At 35.9% G+C, this 15,705-nt stretch carries 10 protein-coding genes and 1 tRNA gene; 3 read left to right on the top strand and 8 right to left on the bottom strand.

Annotated elements, in window-relative coordinates; genetic code table 11:
* Window positions 1-158: 158 nt before the first annotated feature.
* The 8 genes from OB_RS05790 to OB_RS05755 form a co-directional block, all read right to left on the bottom strand.
* Window positions 159-1,358, bottom strand: a complete 1,200-nt coding sequence (locus OB_RS05790; protein WP_011065492.1) for a NupC/NupG family nucleoside CNT transporter — start codon at window positions 1,356-1,358, stop codon at window positions 159-161.
* A 386-nt stretch (window positions 1,359-1,744) separates the two neighbouring features.
* The gene (gene odhB, locus OB_RS05785; protein WP_011065491.1) at window positions 1,745-3,013 is read right to left on the bottom strand and encodes a 2-oxoglutarate dehydrogenase complex dihydrolipoyllysine-residue succinyltransferase; all 1,269 of its coding nucleotides are present in this window, start codon (window positions 3,011-3,013) and stop codon (window positions 1,745-1,747) included.
* Entirely contained in the window at window positions 3,000-5,861 is a 2,862-nt protein-coding gene (locus OB_RS05780; RefSeq protein ID WP_011065490.1) for a 2-oxoglutarate dehydrogenase E1 component, read from the bottom strand. The genes odhB and OB_RS05780 overlap by 14 nt, the downstream gene beginning before the upstream one ends.
* Window positions 5,862-6,634: 773 nt before the next feature.
* A complete protein-coding gene (locus tag OB_RS05775) occupies window positions 6,635-7,108 on the bottom strand; it encodes a tRNA (cytidine(34)-2'-O)-methyltransferase (RefSeq protein ID WP_011065488.1) in 474 nt (157 codons plus the stop codon).
* Window positions 7,109-7,151: 43 nt separating this feature from the next.
* Window positions 7,152-8,009, bottom strand: a complete 858-nt coding sequence (locus OB_RS05770) for an amidase domain-containing protein (protein ID WP_011065487.1) — start codon at window positions 8,007-8,009, stop codon at window positions 7,152-7,154.
* A 226-nt stretch (window positions 8,010-8,235) separates the two neighbouring features.
* A complete protein-coding gene (queG, locus tag OB_RS05765; RefSeq protein ID WP_011065486.1) occupies window positions 8,236-9,372 on the bottom strand; it encodes a tRNA epoxyqueuosine(34) reductase QueG in 1,137 nt (378 codons plus the stop codon).
* 15 nt (window positions 9,373-9,387) lie between these two features.
* Window positions 9,388-11,091, bottom strand: coding sequence for an ABC-ATPase domain-containing protein (locus OB_RS05760; RefSeq protein WP_011065485.1), 1,704 nt, complete (start codon window positions 11,089-11,091; stop codon window positions 9,388-9,390).
* Between the two features lie 195 nt (window positions 11,092-11,286).
* A tRNA-Gly gene (locus OB_RS05755) sits at window positions 11,287-11,360 on the bottom strand.
* Window positions 11,361-11,690: 330 nt separating this feature from the next.
* On the opposite strand from OB_RS05755, the gene dat reads away from it, so the two are divergent.
* From dat to OB_RS05740, 3 genes are all read left to right on the top strand, one after another.
* Window positions 11,691-12,557, top strand: a complete 867-nt coding sequence (gene dat / locus OB_RS05750; protein WP_011065484.1) for a D-amino-acid transaminase — start codon at window positions 11,691-11,693, stop codon at window positions 12,555-12,557.
* Window positions 12,558-13,048: 491 nt separating this feature from the next.
* The gene (locus OB_RS05745) at window positions 13,049-13,567 is read left to right on the top strand and encodes a DNA topology modulation protein (protein ID WP_011065483.1); all 519 of its coding nucleotides are present in this window, start codon (window positions 13,049-13,051) and stop codon (window positions 13,565-13,567) included.
* Window positions 13,568-13,631: 64 nt separating this feature from the next.
* Window positions 13,632-15,635 (top strand): S9 family peptidase, encoded by a 2,004-nt coding sequence (locus OB_RS05740; RefSeq protein ID WP_011065482.1) that lies wholly within the window; start codon window positions 13,632-13,634, stop codon window positions 15,633-15,635.
* Window positions 15,636-15,705: the final 70 nt, after the last annotated feature.

The following is a 15,705-nucleotide window of genomic DNA, read 5'->3' as shown; positions in this document are numbered from 1 at the left end:
GGAGCCGGACGTGGCTAAATAACTTGTTGTTTAGCCACAGCCCCAAAATTTTATAATTTCCTAGATATAAATAAAGAAGTTGGGACAAAACAAATATTTTTGTCCCAACTTCTTAAGAATATAATATAATCCTATGGTATTAAGATAAATTAAATTTTTTACAAGAACAATCCTACAATTGTTGCTGATAAGATGGAAGCTAATATGGACCCTATTAAAAGCTTCATTCCAAATTGGGATACTGACACAGCTTTCTTGCTATCAATTCCTTTAACCGTACCAGCAATGATACCAATGGAAGAGAAGTTAGCAAAACTTGTTAGGAATACAGTAACAATACCAATTGTTTTCTCAGACATTTCATCTAATAGAGGTTGGAATTGCGTCATCGCTACAAATTCATTTGTAACAATCTTTGTACCCATTATAGATCCTGCCTCAATAACTTCACTAGGTGCAATCCCCATTAAGATTCCAATAGGAGCAAGAATATATCCTAAGATTGTTTCTAAAGTGATGTCTGCACTGAAGCCAGAAAATACAAACTGAATTATCCAGTTTACAAGCTCTAAAGACGCAATAAATGCAATTAACATTGCAGCTACGATTAATGCAATTTTTCCACCTTCTAAAGCTCCATTTCCCATTGCTTCGAAAATACTCTTATCTTGACTAACATCAGAAATATCAACTTTGTCTTCTTCTTTTGGAACTTCGACAGGAGCAATAATTGATGCAATCATTAACGCACTAAACATGTTTAAAGGCAATGCGACTAATATATATTCAGGTGGTAATATTTGAATATATGCACCTACAATGGAAGCAGATACTGACCCCATCGCTGAAGCACTCACAATATAAAGACGATTTTCATTTAAATGATGGAATTGAGACCGAATTGCGATTAGTGCTTCCGATTGTCCAAAAAATATACTATTTACTCCGTTAAATGATTCAATTCGTGGTAATCCAGTAACTTTTGAGATTGCTGCTCCAACATACTTAATAATAGCCGGTAGTATTTTTAAATACGTTAACACAGACAGTAATGTTGCAAAGAATATAATAAGTAATAATACGTTGAAGAAGAAAACTCCACCTTCTGCAACTTCAAATCCTCCAAGTACAAAATTGACGCCTTCTGTACCAAATTCAATCAGCTTATTAAACACAGCTGATATACCCTTAATTATAGAAGCACCAATAGTGGTTGAGAACATAAACCACGTAATTAGTAACTGAAGAACTAACATTATTCCTATGCCTTTAAGGTTTATTTTTTTCTTTTTGTTCGACATGAGGAAGGCAAGTCCTAATGTAATAATAATTGCTAATATACCGAGAAGTATACTCACGGTTAGCCTCCTTTATTCGTTTTAGGTATAAATACCATTTTATCTATTAACATGTATGACGTATGACAAGTTAAAGAAACAAAAAATATATTACCATTTTTAATTTCTTAATTTTCAAAAATGATAACGTTTTTATAATCTTTTATACAAAGAATTGATTCATATCATGTCAATAATGTATCCAGCAAGTACTATAATATTCGTTCTGCCGACTAATTTCAACAAAAATAAGTGAATTTAATCATTAAATTTATCAAAAATATGACAATCTAGTGTTTAAGCTCAAAGGCGCTTGCATCAGGTAATAAATTCCATTTTTATTTATCTAACACAGAAAAACAGGGTCATATCTATAACCCTGTTTTTCTAAATAACTATTATTTATATTAACCTTCAAGTAAAAGATCATATGGATCTTCTAACATTTGCTTAATTCGAACAAGGAATTGTACAGCTTCCTTACCGTCGACAATACGGTGGTCATAAGATAGAGCCAAGTACATCATAGGACGAACTTCAATAGAATCATCTGGCATTACCATTGCACGTTTTACTATATTGTGCATTCCTAAGATACCTACTTGAGGTGCATTTAAGATTGGTGTAGACATCATGGAACCAAATGTCCCTCCGTTTGTAATCGTAAATGATCCACCTTGCAAGTCTTTTAACGTCAATTTATTATCTCGTGCTTTTATGCCTAAATCGTTAATATCTTGCTCAATCCCAGCAAAATCTTTACGGTCTGCATCTCTGACTACTGGCACTACAAGTCCATCATCCGTGGAGACAGCAATACCGATGTCATAGAATTTCTTAATGACTAATTCATTTCCCTGAATTTCAGCATTTAATAATGGGAATTCTTTTAGAGCCCCTACAACCGCTTTTGTAAAGAAGGACATGAATCCTAACTTAACGCCATTTTTGTCTAAGAATTTATCTTTACGTTGTTTTCGTAATTCCATAACCGCTGTCATATCTACTTCGTTAAAAGTAGTTAGCATTGCCGTATTATGCTGTACTTCTACAAGATTTTTTGCGATTGTTTGACGGCGACGAGTCATTTTCACTCTTTCTACCGGTTTGTCAAACTCCGTTTTCTCCGATTTTGGAGCATCTTTTTTCTCTTGTTTCTTCTCGGCAGGTTGTTTATTCGCCTGTGCTTGTGCTTCAACATCTTCTGTGCGTACACGTCCTAATGGGTCACGTGATTGAACACTGCTTAAATCAATATTTAATTCACGTGCTCGTTTTCTAGCTGCAGGAGATGCGATCACTTCTCCATTACTTTCAGACTTGGTTTCCGCTCCCTTGGAAGTTTCTGTTTCAGACGCTTTCTTCTTATCGTCTTCTTGCTTTTCTTCTTGTTTAGGTTCTTCTTTAGGTTCTGATTCATCTGAATTGGAACCAGCTTCACCATTTTCATCTAACTTAGCTATCGTATCTCCAACAGTTACATCATCACCCTCTTCACTAATAATTTCAGTGATGACTCCGGAAAATTCTGCATTTACTTCTACATTTACTTTATCCGTCTCTAATTCTACTACTGGATCACCTTTTTCAACTTTGTCACCTTTTTTGACAAGCCATTCTGCTATTGTACCTTCTGTAATGGATTCTGCTAATTCTGGGATTTTAATTTCCTGCACTGGATTTTCCTCCTTCAGATTGATTCAATGCTTGTTTGATAATTTTATTTTGAGCCGTTTTGTGTACAGTCGGAATACCTCCAGCTGGTGCTGAACGATCTGGTCTACTTATTACTTTAAGTTTCTGATCTTCATTCAATAACTCTCGTAGATAATCATCAACAAAATTCCATGCACCCATATTTTTCGGTTCCTCTTGTACCCATACGATCTCTTTCAAGTTTGGAAGCTGCTTTATTTCTTCTTCCAATGCTTTTTTAGGGAATGGATATATTTGTTCCACTCTTTTTATTTGTAACCAATCATATGTTTCATCTGAATCATCCATCGCTTCTTCTATATCTATCATCATTTTTCCACTACCAACGACAAGACGCGTTACTTTTTCTCGGTTCGCTTCAAATCCTGGTTGATCTCGTAATGCTAAGAAACCACCATCTGTAAATTCCTCGGCAGTCGCCCCCATACGAGGATGACGGATGAGACTGCTTTTTGGAGTCATTAATACTAATGGTCTAGCTTCATCACGATCTCTCATTGCTGCTTGACGTCTAAGAATATGGAATAATTGTGCGGATGAAGTCACATTTGCTACTATCCAGTTATTTTCAGCCGCCATTTGTAAGAAACGTTCTAATCTTGCACTAGAGTGTTCTGGTCCTTGTCCTTCGTACCCGTGAGGTAGAAGTAAAACCATATTTGATTTCTCGCCCCATTTTGCACGAGCAGAAGAAATAAATTGGTCAAAGATAACCTGACCTGCATTCGCAAAATCACCAAATTGAGCTTCCCAAATAACTAGTGTATCTGGTGATTGGACGCTATACCCATATTCAAATCCTAATACACCAGCTTCAGATAAAGGACTGTTACGCACATCAAAAGATGCTTCAACATCCGATAATCCATGTAGTGGGCTGTATTTCTCCCCAGTTTCTACATCATGCAATACAATATGACGATGTGCAAATGTACCACGTTCGGTATCCTGTCCTGTTAATCGAATTGGTGTACCTTCTTTTAGAATAGATGCAAAAGCTAAAGCTTCACCTGTACCCCAGTCTGCTTTATTTCCTTCCTCCAATGCATCTTTTCTGCGCTGAAGAATTCGTTCTGTTTTCTTGAATCCTTTAAAACCTTCCGGACGCTCTAATAATTCCTCATTAATCGATTTTAATGTAGCTAAATCAATCGCGGTCGTAAATTGATCTAAACCATTAGTTAACACTTGTGGCATTAACTTCGCTTCTGGTTCTCCAATTTCACTTTCTGTCATTCCTTTATAAATGTCAGTCAGTTTTTTCTCGACAGCGCTTTTTACTTCTTCAAATCCACCCTCTTGAAGGATACCTTTTTCTTCCATTCCTTTTCCAAACAGCGATGCAACAGATGGATGGTCATCAATTTGCTGATAAAGACTTGGTTGTGTAGTACGAGGTTCATCCATTTCATTATGTCCGTAACGACGATAGCCAACTAAGTCAATCAGAAAATCTTTCTGGAACTTTTGACGATACTCATATGCTATTTTTATAGCTGAGATGCATGAAATCGGATCATCTGCATTAACGCGGATAACCGGAATTTCAAACCCTTTCGCCAAATCACTCGCGTACCTTGTAGACCTACCATCTTCACGATCTGTTGTATATCCAAGAAGGTTATTTGCAATAATATGCAAGGTTCCTCCAGTAGAATACCCAGGTAATCCACTTAAATTAAGCGTTTCCGCAACAACACCCTCGCCAATAAATGCAGCATCTCCATGAATTAATACAGAAACAGCCTTATTGGTAACTTGCTTCGGATAACCTTTTTCACTTCTATCATCTTGAGCAGCTCTCGTAAATCCTTCAACTACTGGATTAACAAACTCAAGATGGGATGGATTATGCGCTAAAGTAATTCTCGTTTGGCCTTTATTGCCAAATTCAACTTCTTTTTCTGCACCATAATGATACTTAACATCTCCAGTCCATCCATAATTGATTGCTCTGGACCCTTCAGAAGGCATTAATTCCTTTTCTTTCGTGTAGTTAAACTCCGAAAAAATCTTATCATATGGTTTACCTAAAACATTCGCTAATACAGATAATCTCCCACGATGCGCCATTCCCATCATGACGTGTTCAATACTATCTTGGTTCGAATATTGAACAATATGATCAATCATTGGCACCATTGATTCTAAACCTTCAATGGAAAAGCGCTTTTGACCGACAAAGGTTTTATGAAGAAACTTTTCAAAACCTTCTACATCGGCTAATCGTTGAAGAATCTTTTTTCTCTCATCATCACTTGGATCTAGTCTTGCATTTCCTTCTTCAATTAAATCAAATAACCATTTACGTTCTTCATCATTATTAACATGGTCATATTCAAATGTAATCGTACCAGTATAATACTTTTTCAACTGATTAACCACATCTAAAGCTGTTGCTACTCCAGGAGCTTGCTTCTCCCAAATCCAAGATGCAGGAATCTTCTCTAAATCCTGCTCTTTTAAATTATATGTTGATAAATCCAACATTTTAGAACGATCACCCTTATATCCACCAACTGGATATATGTCTGCATCTGTGTGTCCGTAACGACGAATAGCCTCAACAAGTCTGATTGCTGAGGTTAATTTGGTTACATCAAAATCAGATGCATTGGATACAGATTTTACATTCTCGGTAGAAGAAAGCCAAGATGGAGCTCCATGTGTATCAAATATTGTTCTGATAGAAGATTCAACTAATTCCGGATCTTCTTTGTACAACTCAAATTGTTGTTCCAAATACCCCGTGTTTTGTCCGTGAAACTGCCCCCAAAATCTTTCCGCAGATTCTGCATTTTCTGCCACGACTGATACCCCCATTAGAAGTTAACTTATCCGTTATGAAAACGGTTCAAAACCATTATAGAGTTCGTTTCTCTATTCATCAACTAATATACATGATTTTCACAGAGGATACAACAATTCAAGAAATGTTTTGAACAATTTATCGACATTATTTTTTCTGAAATAACGACACACATTCAAACTGCCCAGTTCACAATCTGGATTTTTTTCGCTATAATAAGGGCATACTAGTGAGAAATAAGCCTAGATAGTATGTCTACAAGGGAGGAAATAATAATGAAACTCGCTCTATTAATGGGAGTTATTGTAACATTCGTTGTTTCTATGTTTACTTCAGGATATGAAGCAAAATCAGGGGTACCAAAAGAAGATCAATATTAATTTTGTTAGAGGTTGGGACAAAAGTATTTACTCGATAAACCGAATGATTTGCTTTTGAACCCACTTCAGAAATATACTGCGCTTTCCATGGGCGGCTGATGAGCCTCCGGATACTCCGTATTCCTGGGGCCTCTACTAGGCCTTTTTCCCATGGGAGTCTACGTATATTTCTTACACTTATTCTAGCATTCATCCGTCTTTTGACCAGAACTTTTTTATGTCCCAGCCTCCTCACTTCAGCCCTCTTCCCTCAGGAGTAGGAAAACCTACATCTCACACAGAAAATCGATTTTTGAATTTCAAAGGGGCTCCTTCTAACTTCTTTCATCTATTTGCCCCCCCTTTTTTGGTAGGTAACAAAAAACCTACTCCATTACGAAGTAGGATACATATTAATATAAATTAGGAAAGCCTTGTTGCCTTAATACTTCATAAATAATTATTGCTGAAGTATTAGATAAGTTTAGTGATCTTACTTTATCATTCATATGAATTCGCAGACATTGGTCTTCTTTTCCTATCAGCAATTCTTTGGGTATACCTGTGGACTCTTTTCCAAAAACAAAGAATTGATCCATGTCCGAATCACTAAAATCAAAGTCAGTATAATGTTTGGTTCCAAAGTTCTCAATATAATAAAATCCAGCATCTGGGTATGTTTCATAAAGGTCTTCTATTGATTGATATTCTCGAACATCTACATGCTCCCAATAATCCAATCCAGCTCTTCGTACCATTTTACTATCTGTAGAGAAGCCAAGTGGATGGATTAGATGGAGTGTAACCCCTGTTGCAAGACATGTTCTGCCTATATTTCCCGTATTAGCTGGGATTTCTGGTTCAAATAAAACAACATGCACACTCAAAACTCATTTCTCCTTCTTCTTTAGTAACCTTATACATTATACACTAATTTTCACCAATTCGAAAAAATTTGTACTGGATTTCTGGTGTGTATGCCGTAGAATCTTCATACGACCAATACCGATGACGACTATTATCCGTATGTGCATTTACTAAAGGCATACCATACGCATCTTTTGTTACAACAATAGTTGTATGATTCCAACGATTATCTCCTTCAAAATCATAACAAATAACATCACCTGGCAACAGTTCTTCTGGACTCTCGACTTCTTTCCCTTTTAATCCTTTTTGGGAACCACTTAAATACCAGCGCATTGCATGTGCAACCGCCCAACTAAAGCTCCAAGAATTTCCGCTGTACCACCAGCCTCGCTCTCGCACAGGTTCACCCCAAGTTGGTGCACCACCAGCAAATAAACATTGTGAAATATAGTTGGTACAATCTACTTCAAATGTTCTATAAGCAGGATTATAACTGTTCCACCATCGTTCAGCATATCTCACAGCCTCAAGGCGATTATAATCAAACCGATTGAATTCAATTCTTTGTGACTTATTATTTGAATTCCATAATGAATAATCTTCTGGAGCTTTTTCAATAGCAATTTCACGTTTACGATGGTTGATAATGGTTTGATCCTGAATACTATACGAAAAAGGTAATACTTGTTCTTCCAACATAAATCGCTCATTTTGTTTTATTAAAAATTGTAAGTGCATCACATATTCATAATTTGACCGATCATCATAATGGAGTTTTTGCGTCACCTTTCCATCACCGGTTATTTTTACAATAGTTGCATTTCTTTTTTCAAGTAAGTCAAGTTTCTTTTGCCACCAAATTTCTTCGGAATGCCTGTCTAAGAACATTCTACTCCAATATTCTTTTATACTTTCCATAAAAAAAACACCCCTTCCCATAACAATGTATGTGAAGAGGATATATTTTAATAAAAAATGTTTAATCGGCATGTAATTAACTTGAAATCACTGGTTCATGACAATACCACACTATCTAACTCTATTCGTCATGTCCGTTTTTGTTCAAGTTACATTAGACCTTAATTTTTGAGTATAATTTTTTTGCAAAGGAAAAAATGAATTCCTTCAGAATAGGAATCTCACTTTATGATTGTTTTTGAAAAGATAAACCTTTTTCCATTTCAAAAAGAACTTGACTATCGGTTTCTTTTTCCATAGCTGAAATAATTGCTTCATATGCTTTTGGAGAACCAATTTTCCCTAATGACCACGCTGCTGTTCCTCGTATAACTGGCCTTGGGTCATTATTCATCACTTTAATCAGATCCTCAATCGCACTTTTATCTTTGTAGTGTCCAATGGCAATTAATGCATTTCGTTGTAAAGGTTTTTTACCGCGCCAAGACCCAGACATATACCCAAACTTTTCTTTAAACTCTTTATTAGACAGATGTAGCATTGGTTTTAACTTCGGTTTTGCAGATTCTGGTTCGGGCTCTAATTCTTGATGAAAATGAGAATCTATCCCTCTGTTATAAGGACATACTTGTTGACAAGTGTCACAACCGTATATACGATTACCTATTTTTGAACGAAACTCATCCGGTAGGAAATCTTTCGTTTGGGTTAAGAAAGCAATACATCGTTGTGCATTTAATTGTCCACCTTGAACTAACGCCCCCGTTGGACAAGCATCCATACAGATTGTACAATCACCACAGCTTTCTTCGACCGGACTATCGGGTATAAATGGAATGTTTGTAATCATTTCTCCTAAATAAACAAATGAACCAAATTCAGGAGTAATAATCGACGTATTTTTCCCACTAAACCCTATACCCGACCGCTCCGCAACTGCCCGATCAGATAACTCGCCTGTATCAACCATAATTTTGTTAACTGCATCAGGATATTTCGTCTGGATATATTCTGACAATTTATTTAACCGTTCGCGTAAGGCTACATGATAATCAATTCCCCATGAAGCCCTCGCGAAAATACCACGTCTCTCTTCTTTGGTACTTCGGGGGGCATCATGCATTTTTTGTGGATATGCTACTGCTATAGAAATAATGGATTTCGCTTCTGGTAATAACCTTTTAGGTTCGGTTCTTTCTTCTATAGAACCTTTTTCAAAACCAGATTGGTATTGTAGTTCCTGTTGTCTGCGTAATCGTTCTTTTAATTCTGTAAAAACATCAGCGGTCGTAAAACCGATTTTATCAATGCCGATTTCCTTTGCATAAGATTGAATATCTTCCTTTAATTGAGCTACTTGCAAGACGCCCCCTCCTTTCTATATATGATTTAATACAAACTTGCCATTACGCATACGATTTAGGACTGCCGCAATTTCATAACGGCGGGGTTTTGCTAAATCACCGGGATGTTTTCCCTTGTTTAGGGTGAGTTGATCCAAGTCTTTATTCATCTCAACCTCAATAAAATCCAAAATATCCGTAAATGAGCGGTTTTCCATAATAGTTGATCGATACAAATACTGTATAATTTCTGCTATCATTCTTGTTTGCGAAGAATCAATAAGTTGTTCCGTATTTGAAAATAGAATAGGTGTTTTCCCTAACATAATTTGATATTGTCCTTTTGCTTGAATCTTAAATTTCCTATCTCCATCCTTTGGAAATGAGGATTGTAATAACTTACGTCTTGTACTTCTACCAAATTCATTTGATGGAACTTCTTCATTTTCAATTGGATTTTCATTTATGATTTTTTTCGCCTCATTGGTTACTTGTCTAGGAATGTACTCTTCCATCAAAATAACATTGTCTGCAACTGAAAAGTAATCACCTGATCCACCCGTAACTAAAATTACTGATACCCCTAGATCATCGACTAGTTGACGTATACGATGAATAAATGGAGTTATTGGTTCTTTATTTTTAGCAACCAATTTCTGCATACGGATATCCCTAATCATGAAATTTGTTGCACTTGTATCTTCATCAATTAATAACGTATTTGAACCTACTTCAATTGCTTCCATTACATTTGCTGCTTGTGACGTACTTCCACTTGCATCATCTGTGGAGAAGTTGTTCGTATCTTTTCCATGTGGCAAGTTTGAAATAAATGGCGATATATCTACCGATGAAATTTTCCTTCCATCTTCTGCTCTTATCTTGACCGCTGTCGGATCGGTTAATACAAATTCTCGTCCATCTCCAGCGGTATGACGATATACCCCTCTTTCAATTGCTTGCAACAGTGTACTTTTACCGTGATAACCGCCACCTGTAATTAATGTAACTCCTTGCTGAGTCGCCATACCTTTGATTGTTTTCCCATGAGGTAAGTCAATTTCCACTTCATTTTCCTTTGGACTTTGAAATGGCACAGCTTGATGTTGCGGTAAATTACTTACTCCACTCCTGCGCGGAAGTATGGAGCCATTAGCAACAAAAGATACCCATTTATTTTCTTTCATTACTTTCAAAATATGAGACTGTTGATCAGCTAAAATAATTGCTTTTTCTATTTGTTCATTTTCGACTTTAAATACGGACTCTTTTAAAAGATTCGGTAATACTTCGCTAAAGAGTTTAATTGCTTCTTTGCCGTTAATGGATCTGCCCTGAGCAGGTAAGCCTACTGATAAACAAACAGTGATTGTATGTTCTTGCAGTGAAACAGCGGAACGTTTCAAAATTTCTTGTCCGGGCCCATCAAATGCAATCAATCCACTTTTTCCTGAGCCTTTTATCGACATTTTATTATGACTAATTGCTTGATCAATTACTCTTGCAAACGTATCTTCTACTGCAGTTCTTCTTTCTTCTGTTTCTAACCAAGCTGTGTCAATTGACCGTTTATGATGATTAATCACAAGTCTAATTTTTGATGGACTAGCAAATGGATCACCTTGCACATAATCGATATGGAGTTTGAATAAAGGATGTGTATACATTCCCTGTATTTGTTTATAACTTTTATAACCTTTTCGATCTATTTGCGTTAATTTCTTTTTTAGTTGTTCCATTATATCGCCCCCCAACATAGGTATTTAACACAAGAATACTATGCAGATAATTATTATTTCAAGAATTCTATATGTTTAACAGAAGTGCAAGCGTCCGTTTATCCGCAGCCGCTTAACTTTATACCTTCCTAAACCATTAAAAAACGCAACGCTTCGTAGACCCTATGTACGAAACACTGCGTTATGACATATGTATGGAGCGGGTGAAGGGAATCGAACCCTCGTCATCAGCTTGGAAGGCTGAGGTTTTACCATTAAACTACACCCGCATGAAGTAAATATAATGTGTCTTTTTCGCTGACAAGTTACATTATAGCAATGTTAATTTAACAAATCAACCATAATTTCAACATTTTTTTACAAAATTTATATTTAATTTACGTTTTTAAAATGAACTTCATAATAGATATCTTACTTATAAGGTCCAATTATTGATTTGATTTTCCTTACAGCAGTCCGCTTTTTAGCAAGTAATCCTTCAACGAACTATAATACTAAAATTGACGCATTTATATAGATAATTATGAAATAATTAGTTATTTACATATGATATAGCAAGTTATAAACTAGACTTATGCTTGAAGAGAGGAGCTTATTTTATGTCTGTATATCCAATTATTTTAACGCAATCTGAATTTAAAGATAAGGATAGCCTAAACTACCCATTTGAAGAACGTGGTTTGCAATTCGGAGATGGTATTTATGAAGTTATCCGTGTATATGAGGGGAAATACTATTTATTTGAAGAACATGTCGATCGATTATATCGTTCTGCAGAAGCAATTAAAATTGAAATACCTCAAAGTAAAAAAGAAATGAAAGAATTATTGCTTCAACTAATTACAAAAAATGAAATGACTACAGATGGAAAAGTGTATATGCAAATCACAAGAGGGTCTGCTCCTCGCGATCATATCTTCCCACAATCTGTAGAACCAAATATGTATGCCTATGTACAGGATATGCCAAGAAATAAAGAAGCTCTACAACATGGAGTATCAACGATTACTCAACCTGATATTCGTTGGGAAAATTGCTATATTAAAAGTTTAAACTTACTTCCTAATGTTCTAGCAAAACAGACAGCTAAAGAACAAGGATGTTATGAGGCTATTCTCCATAGAGACGGCAAAGTCACTGAATGCAGTGCATCCAATGTGTATTTAGTTAAAAACGGGAAAGTATATACTCACCCAACAACAAACAATATACTCTACGGTTGTGTGCGCATGGCAGTGGAAAGGTTCTTAAAAGCTGCAAATATTGAACTTATTGAAGAAGCGTTTCAACTAGAAGACATTTCTAGTGCAGATGAAATATTCTTATCCAGTAGTACTTCTGAAGTTACGCCCATTGTACGTGTGGATGATAAAGCTATTGGAGACGGTAAGCCAGGTACAATCACCAAGCAATTACAGCGAGCATATGAAACAGAAGCAGCTATAAAAGATAAATTAACTGTGTAACATTCTTTTTTATGGTCTAAAATTTTGGAGCTGTGGATAAACAACTAAGTTAATTAGCCACGTCCAGCTCCAGCGCCCATCACCTATTGTCCTTCCGGAGACCTCCTTACGATAAAGAAGACTGCCGAGTGTTCTTTGTGAGGCAAAGTCGCACTTATGCCAATGGTGAAAAGAAGACTGCCGAATGTCCTTTGTGAGGCATAGTCGCACTTATACCCGTGCGGTGAAAGTCAACATCGATTCGCATACGCTTATCGTGTTTCCTTTATCTCAAAGAAATAAAGAAGTTCGACCAGTCGAACCACCCCTTGAAAACCAGGGGCGCAGGACATACGGTGATAAACGGGCGCTTGCGCTTTTGTTCTAACACTTACAAAAACGAGGCTTAGCTAATTATTTTACTTAGCCTCGTTTTTTCACTCGTTTCGTTTTCTTAATATTCCCAATATCAAGATTAGCAATACTCTATTCATTTAAGAAAGGAGATTATAATGAATAAAATTATGATAATAGGTTGTCCTGGTTCCGGGAAGTCAACATTAGCAATGCAGCTTGGCGAATATAAAAAGCTCCCCGTATATCATTTAGATTCCTTTTTTTGGAAACCAGGATGGGAACAGATCGAACGAGATAAATTTATAGAAAAACAAAAAGAAATTATGGAAGAGCCAGCTTGGATTATTGACGGAAATTACAATGCAACAATGGATACGCGAATCAAAAAGGCTGACACGATTATATTTCTTCATTACAGAACCACCCGTTGTCTATTCAGAATCATAAAAAGAAGGATTCAGTATCATGGACAAACTAGACCAGATATGGGAGAAGATTGTAAAGAAAAAATAGATTGGGAGTTTGTACAATATGTCTTAAAGTTTAATAAAGATAAATGTCCTACTATTTTTGATAAATTGGATGCTGTTAAAGAAAAACAAATTTATATTCTTAAAAACCCGAAACAACTTAAACAATTTTTTCATCAGTTTAAAGATATTTCAATTGATTAGACCCTCTAATTAGTTTAAAATAATAACAAGTTTTTGATTTTTTGTAAAATTTAGGAGGATATACATGAATTTAACAAAACGTGCAATAAACGAAACGGATTTAAAACAGTTAGAAATTTTGAGTGGCCCCACATACACTGCTTCGAACAACCGCTTTACATATGTTTCAACAAAGGTAAATGAAGATAATGAATACGAATCACATGTTTACAGTACAGATATTTCTACGAACCAAACAAAACAATGGACATTTGGAAAACATTCCAATACCAATTTTCGAATTAACCCGAGTAATACGCAAGCTGTATTTCAGTCCACTAGATCAGGCACATCACAACTATGGCTGATTGATCTAGATGGCGGTGAGCCAAAACAGATTACATTTTTCCAAAAAGGTGCTTATTCACCTAGATGGGCTCCAGATGGTTCATCTATATTCTTTTCTGCTCCATTAAACACTGATGATGACATCCATTCACAAAAAGAACTAACGTGCGAAGAAAAGCAACAAATTAAAAAGGATAAACAAAAAGAACCGCTTGTTGTTAATCGTTTAAAATACAAATCAGATGCTAAAGGATTCCATGACGATTCGAATATACAAATAATCGAATACCACCTAACGACAAAACAATTTAAACAATGGACCACAAAATCAACCGACCATTCCTTACATGATATTTCTACAGATGGTAAGAAATTAGTTTTTTCTAGTAATTGGAGTGAAGAAGCAGATTCTCAACTAATTTCCGATTTATTTCTATTAAACTTACATACACAGGAATTTACATTATTAACAGATGGAAATAGCAATTATTATAATTCCCGCTTTTCAAGCGATAGCTCACAAATTATTACATTCGGTCATGATTTTGATTATGCCGGCGCAACATTAACGAAACTCTATCTATTTGAACTTTCCTCAAAAGAAAGAAAAGAAATTACAAATCAGTGGGATATTCAATTAGGTGATGCGATGATTACAGATTCTAGATTAGGAGAATCAGAGGATGGCCCAATCTGGTCCAAAGACGGAAAATCAATTTATTTCTTAGGAACCGACCAAGGAGCTACCTCTCTATATCAAACAGACCTTGAAGGAAATCTGGAAAAAGTATACGGAGCAGATAATCATGTATTTGGTTTTACCTATTATCCTGATGAAGAATCCTTTATTTTAGGAATCAGCTCTCCAATAGACCCAGGAAATTTTTATGAATTAACCAGTAATCGTGAACTTTCATTACTAACAAATGCTAATAAATCATTATTAGAAGAAATCCATGTAGAACAACCAGAGGAAATTACCTTTACATCATCGGATGGACTTGCAATTCAAGGGTGGTTATTACGACCATATAATTTTGAAGAAGGAAAAAAATATCCGTTTATTCTAGAAGTTCATGGTGGGCCTCATGCTATGTACGGGAATTCATTTTTCCATGAATTACAATTATTAGCTGCAAAAGGATACGTTGTTGTTTATACAAATCCTCGCGGTAGTCACGGATATGGACAACAATTCGTTAATGGTGTGAGAGAAAATTATGGGCAAGGAGACTACCGAGACTTAATGGAAGCAGTAGATTATTGTCTCGATAAATATTCCTTTATTGATAAAGATCGACTTGGAGTAACCGGCGGAAGCTATGGTGGATTTATGACAAACTGGATTGTTGGACATACGAACCGATTTAAGGCAGCCGTTACCCAACGTTCCATTTCAAACTGGCTCAGTTTTTACGGAGTTAGTGACATTGGATATTTCTTTACAAAATGGGAGCATGGATTAAATCTACTAGATGGTCCGGAAGATCTTTGGGATATATCTCCACTTAAGTATGCAGCAGATATCGAAACACCGTTACTAATTCTTCATGGGGAACTAGATTTTCGTTGTCCGATTGAGCAAGGTGAACAATTATACGTAACGTTGAAACACTTGAAGAAAGAAGTTGAGTTTATTCGGTTCCCTGGAGCAAATCATGAGCTAAGCAGAAGCGGGGACCCATCTATGCGCATAAAAAGATTAGAACAAATTGGCAGATGGTTTGATCAATACTTGTAAAAATTATCGAGCTGAGACTTATTAAAGTAGTATCCAAAAATCGAATAATAGCAAAATAGCTTAAGAAATA

The organism is Oceanobacillus iheyensis HTE831 (genome assembly GCF_000011245.1).
Taxonomy (GTDB): Bacteria; Bacillota; Bacilli; order Bacillales; family Amphibacillaceae; genus Oceanobacillus; species Oceanobacillus iheyensis.
The sequence above is the reverse complement of the archived record's forward strand: the minus strand, read 5'-3'. Positions and strand labels throughout refer to the sequence as shown.